General features: G+C 50.3%; 2 protein-coding genes and 2 tRNA genes. 2 read left to right on the top strand and 2 right to left on the bottom strand.

The window, feature by feature from the left end:
* Positions 1-2,236: 2,236 nt before the first annotated feature.
* Positions 2,237-3,457 carry a hypothetical protein gene (locus tag Q7O77_RS13935; protein WP_304168417.1) on the bottom strand — a complete coding sequence of 407 codons (1,221 nt, stop codon included), beginning with the start codon at positions 3,455-3,457 and terminating at the stop codon, positions 2,237-2,239.
* A 1,626-nt stretch (positions 3,458-5,083) separates the two neighbouring features.
* Here Q7O77_RS13935 and Q7O77_RS13930 point away from each other — a divergent pair.
* Positions 5,084-5,157 (top strand) — tRNA-Cys (locus Q7O77_RS13930).
* A gap of 7 nt (positions 5,158-5,164) precedes the next feature.
* Positions 5,165-5,251 (top strand) — tRNA-Leu (locus Q7O77_RS13925).
* A 242-nt stretch (positions 5,252-5,493) separates the two neighbouring features.
* Here the strand turns inward: Q7O77_RS13925 and Q7O77_RS13920 are convergent.
* A complete protein-coding gene (locus Q7O77_RS13920) occupies positions 5,494-5,661 on the bottom strand; it encodes an ogr/Delta-like zinc finger family protein (protein ID WP_304168423.1) in 168 nt (55 codons plus the stop codon).
* Positions 5,662-5,671 lie beyond the last annotated feature (10 nt).

The following is a 5,671-nucleotide window of genomic DNA, read 5'->3' as shown; positions in this document are numbered from 1 at the left end:
TACGAGATTCGCCTTAGTCTCGTGGGCTCGGAGATGTGTATAAGAGACAGGTGGCCTGCAGGTGATGCCAGGTGGAGGCATTATCGCCCACCCAGTGACCCGCATAGTGCTGGAGGCCAGGGTAGCCGCTGCGACAGATGATATAGCTGCGTTTGTAACCCTTGAGCATATCTTCGTGTGCGCTGAGTCCGTATTCGTAGCTGGACTTCGCCAGCATGTACGCATGGAAGTTGCGCAGTTCGACGTACGGCGTTTTGCGACCGTCGCCGAAACGGGGATCTGTCAGATGCGCCTGACCGTGATAGCTACGCCAGTTGAAGGTATTGGTTCTTCTTCTGTCGTCATCGGGCGACTCCCCGGTGAGTGACCAGCCGAATTGGTTGCGCGGCGCTTCCGTATCCGCGAAATTTTTTCCATCTTCAACGTGAGGCATGGAGTCGGGCGCTGGCATATCCTGCCAGATGAACCCCAGCCCATTTTTGAGCAGGTAAGCATACTGGTCGCCCCAAAAACGCGCGGCGTCCGGATTGCCGTAGTCGGTGATAACGGCGCCGATCATATCGCGTTCCGACGTTTGCGCATTGATGCCGTAATCCAGCACCAGCAGGTTCTGATCGGGATAGTTGACTTCGCCAATGCGGGTATAAGTCAGCCCGGGATAATCGCTTTCACGTTTTGGTCCCCGGAATTTGGGAATGTTGGCTTCGCCCTCGTTAGCTACGCAGTAGCCTTTCTCGATCAGTCCCTGAGCGGTGACATACTGTTTTTTCGCTGTATCGGCCGGGTTATAGGCGACTTTGTCCGCGCGAATAAACGGTGTGATATTGGTTTGGCATTGCAGATTGAACTGGGCCGCCCAATCGAATACCGAGATCCCTTCGTCGACCTTGCCTTTCGTCCAGAAGCTGTCCTTGATGGTAAAGACCTTTTTGTCTTCCTGGATATCGATATCGATCCCCAGACCTTCAATCGGGATACCGGCTTTTTGGTGCCCTTTGACAATGTCTTCCACGTACACCTTGATGGGGTCGTTGACATCATCCGGTCGCAGCAGGCCGGGACTGCCGTATTTGGCCTGAAAATACCCAAAGATGTATTTGGGCGGCATGACCGCACGGTCATTCAGCGTGACGTCTTTTGCCGCCGGCGCATTCAGTTCGCCTTTACCCATCAGGTAGGTGAAGGCATCCATTACGCCCGCCCCCTGTTCCGCGAACATATAGTGGCAGTCGAACTCGCCGTGCTGAACGCCGGCTTCTACGGCATCTTTGTCGCGCGACGGGTTTTTAAGGGAGAAATAGCTCTGGCCAGTATTATCCAGGAATACGCCAAGAAACTGCTGGTGGCCCTCCACCACGGCGCGCTCTATATAAAAAGGCGCGTTCAGATAAAGCGGGATGTTGGCGTTTGCTTTGAACGCGTCTTTGTACTTGGTCTTATTTGAGAAGACTTCCGGCTGGTTGTACCACAGGTTGTCGTAGTTGTAGCAGGTGACCTGCGAGCCGGTGTGGTCCAGCAGCGAATAGCCGCTGTAGCTATAGCAATCCTCGATAGCGTGCCCGACGGTCGCATTGCTTTTCCCGGTCAGATTGTAATTGACGATTTCGCCCAGACCGAAGTAGTGAGTCGCCGCCTCGGCTTTGCGCTTCATATTGGCGACGGTGCCCACACCGGGTTTGGCATGGCAGAGCGGGCCGGATGAAATGTCAGTGATGGCGCCGTCAGACAAACGTTTGATCTGGATCGACAGGAGGTCGTTCTTGTCACGCAAGAACTGAATCTGGATAGATTTCAGCTGGATGCTCACGCCATCGCGATTCCAGCGCAGCAACGGGTGATATCCGGCCGTCTGCTCGTGTCGGCGTATCTGATCCAGCCGTTCTACGACGATCGGTCCGTAGACCTTGTTCGGGTAGTCGTTAATGCTTTCGGCGGAAGGGGCAAACCGAACCCGGAAGGCATCTTTCTCACAAGACGTGACCTGTAACACGAGATACACGTCCCGTTCGGCGGGTGTCGCGCCGGATTTGGGTTTGGCCTTGGCATTGATATAAATCGTCCAGTCGGTATCGAAACCGTTGGGGGAATGGGGTTTGCCATCCCAGTAGACTGAATAAAGCTCAATGTCGTCGCCGACGGACCAATCGTCCACGGGGACATAGTCATAGGTGTTATAAGCACGCCACGACGCGGGAAGTTCTCTGTTTTTCATCATTACGCTGTCCTTGATAGTCGATTAGTGCTTGTCTGCTGAACGGTGAAATTCAAAGGCAATCCACACGCTATCGGTGTCTGCGTAATATTGATGGGGCGGGTAGAAGAAACAGGGGTCGTCCATGCTGGCATTCTTAGCGATGTCCGACACGCCTTTCCAGGCGTCATATTCAGTGACGATCGGCATCGGCAGATGCGTGTTTCCGGGCGCAAGTCTGAATTCTTCATAGAGTTCAGGGAAGGCTTTACCCGTATCAAACGGCGATGCAACACCGCCTTCCGGCAGTACGGCCCGTTTGCCAGCAATCGCGGCACGGGCTTTGTCGATGTCGGTGAACTTCTGCATGCGGCCACAACCAATCAGTTGGGTATGAATCTCGAACAGGTTGCTGCCATGCGCCGCGTGGATTCCGGCATCGGAACCGGCTGGTAGCCACCACAGATTGACATACAGCTCGTAAGGCAGCGCCTTGCTGCCCGCAGGCGCAGGTAATCCGGTCAACTGCCACGGATTCACCTGGATCTTGTGATTCAGATGAAGCTGGTTGGAGATCCACAGCGGAAGCGCAGGAGTTCCCGCCGGGAAAGCGTATTTCGCCCACTGGGTATCGCGTGAAAAAATATCCGATTCGACATTGCGCGTATTGCGGACCTGGATCAGCGAGATGACGCCGTTTGCCGAGGCGTCAGCCGTAGTTATCACGGCACCCGCACGGATGATGATGCTTTGTAGCGAAGGCACAGCATGACGCAGCGGGGTGTCATGGTGCAGATCGCTATTGACGTGCGCCGTCGCGGCGACATAGACCGGCTGAGTGCCCAGATTGGTAAGAATGACGTCGGTGTTATCTTGATGGGCGAAAAGCCCGGCGGTGTCGAATTCGTGCAGATGACTGACCATCACGCCGAACAGCAGTCCGCCGTTAAAAGGGTATTCCGTCACAACATTTTCGGCAGCGCGAGGTGTGATGGTGACGGTTTTCGGCGCTGCGGGGTTCGCGCCCGGAGCCAATGACGGATCAGCGGCGACACAGGAAGAGGCTATGACGCCAGGAGGGCATTTTCCCGGAGCGGTGGCATTCGCTACGGCCTCTTTCGCCATCGTCTTATGAGCGGTGCCGGCCAGTGCAACCGTTCCGGCGGCAACGCAGCTTCCATAAAGCAGGAATTTACGTCGGGAAAGCGTACGTTGTTTCTCCTCCTGTTGAGATAAAGGGCATGCCTCTGCCGATTTATTCTTCATCTGAGTTTTCATTGTGACCTCTAAGTATTTATGAATTAACAATTCTGTTATCTGTCATTAAAATGACGGCCACCTAAATACCTCATTTGTGAATGCCTAAATTGGCATCGGGAAATGCAAAAGTATTTCGGCGGTGATATTTGATTTATGTTGTCATCAATTTATCGGTTGTGATCTCGGAAATGGGGGAGAACACAATCGATAAAAAAATGTAAATACCTCTTCGCCATTATTTTAAAATCTGTATTTTCTTCTGATGACAGTCACGCACGCGTAATTTTCCATCATCATTGATGGATTAATTTCGTACGAGTCTTCAGTTATTGTCGCGAGAAAATCACAAGTATGAGCGTCGCTATTGCCTTGCTGTCACCAGGCTTACACGTAACCGCTAACAGGTAGATTACCTGCCGTTACTTGATTTATCGACGGTATAGTCTAATGAGGGCAAGCTTTGCCGACTGATATACCGCATTGTAGATTTCTCAAATCATATATTATTCGCTAGCTCAGTATTTAATGCATCTCCTTATCATTATTGTAGATTCTCGTGCGCAGAATGAAGGCGTCGTCGCAATTTTAATTACCCATTACACAGCAGGCAATTTATTAGGGAGGAATGTTTATTTATGCTATTCACAGTAAATAAACGTTGCTCGGTTAAATCCCAATTCTCCATTCACGTACATTTTAACAAGACTGTGTTTAAACATCCTGTCCTTGGTCAAAAATAGAGGGTGTTTTGAATAAAATCATATTTTATTTTACTTGCTAATTTGAATTCACTCTGTGGGGTCAGCGTCAGTATGTTGATAGGCAATGAATATCACGTCATTTATATTTTCTATCCCTAGCCTAAACAAGATGTGATTATGCTGCCATCAACGACGTGTTATTTAATTACGGTTGAACATGTTGAATAGGAAATAGTCAGATTAAAATAATTGGCTTTTTAATGAAGCCGTCGAATGAATAGATTTATTTCGCCTGGCTTCCTCTCCGTGTAATCATCAGTCGATGCCTTTGCTGTTATTTTGCTCAATGAGAGAGCATCATCTTCGGCGACGGGCAATGTTATATATAAGAAAGGAGAGTGGGGGATGAGCAGCATCGAACGGCCCGCTAACGCGATCAGAGCGACCGCGCTCATCCAGATGACATTTCCTGGCGATTAAACGCCGAGCTAGCACAGGAGAGGGCACAGCCAAATCTGATGAAGCCCGGCGATGGGGCGTTAAAATGCGACAGATCGTCTATTCTAAAGGTCGCACTTCATGACGAGTCGGCTAGAGGGTGTCTATCTCTCTATAGCGACTGCATAGGGTGATGAGAGCGTAGCGCCAAAGAGGGCAGCAGTAGGCTGGCGCATTGTCGCTTTACCCGAATGAAAATTGAGCATTTCTTGCCGTGGTTACAGGCTGTATAATGCAAGGAGATCAACTTTTAGGCACTTGAGATTTTGTGGGGTACAAAGGGCTTGCCATCCATTCCTAACCAGTCCATAATAGCGTCCATTCCTGGTTAGGGAATAAGAAAATCGATTCTAATCAAATGGTTAGAAGAGAAATGACAATCTGGTCCCCATTTAAAACTACATTATTGTTATCAGTGTAGGTAAGTCATTAAGGCGCGTTGGCAGAGTGGCCATGCAGCGGATTGCAAATCCGCCTACCTCGGTTCGACTCCGGGACGCGCCTCCAGTTTTTGGCCCAGGTGGTGGAATCGGTAGACACAAGGGATTTAAAATCCCTCGGCGTTCGCGCTGTGCGGGTTCAAGTCCCGCCCTGGGCACCATTGAATAAAACCCATAATAATCAATCTCCTAGCAAAAAGTCATCGGCCGCCCTATGGCGGTTTTTTTGTGTCTGTAATAAATCTCAATAGCGAAAAGTGGCGATAGGTATTTTTTGAGCGCGCATTGTTTCGTCTTCGAATAAGAAAAATAAACCGCGACAGGAAATTCTTTTTATTCTGTGTTGATGGCTAAATATTCAATGTGCTCTGATTGCCGCCTTTGGTATGGACGGGCACGGTATTTACACTCGTGCAGGAATCGCAATGGAGCGAATAAAGGTCTCCATCGTAATAAAAGTGTGTCCACAATTGATATTCGTGCATTGGTTGTAGCGTTCTTTGGTCTGTGGCGTAATTTCCTGGCTTGAACGGGTGTGCGCTGCGCATCCACACAACGGGCATTTCATCATTGGCTTTCCC

Origin of the sequence: Lonsdalea britannica (genome assembly GCF_946477055.1) — a bacterium.
GTDB lineage: Bacteria > Pseudomonadota > Gammaproteobacteria > Enterobacterales > Enterobacteriaceae > Lonsdalea > Lonsdalea britannica_A.
The sequence above is the reverse complement of the archived record's forward strand: the minus strand, read 5'-3'. Positions and strand labels throughout refer to the sequence as shown.

Bases quoted from the DNA above. Each gene is read 5' to 3' on its own strand.
- Q7O77_RS13920 (WP_304168423.1), bottom strand. From the start codon at position 5,661: ATGATGAAATGCCCGTTGTGTGGATGCGCAGCGCACACCCGTTCAAGC.
- Q7O77_RS13935 (WP_304168417.1), bottom strand. From the start codon at position 3,457: ATGAAGAATAAATCGGCAGAGGCATGCCCTTTATCTCAACAGGAGGAG.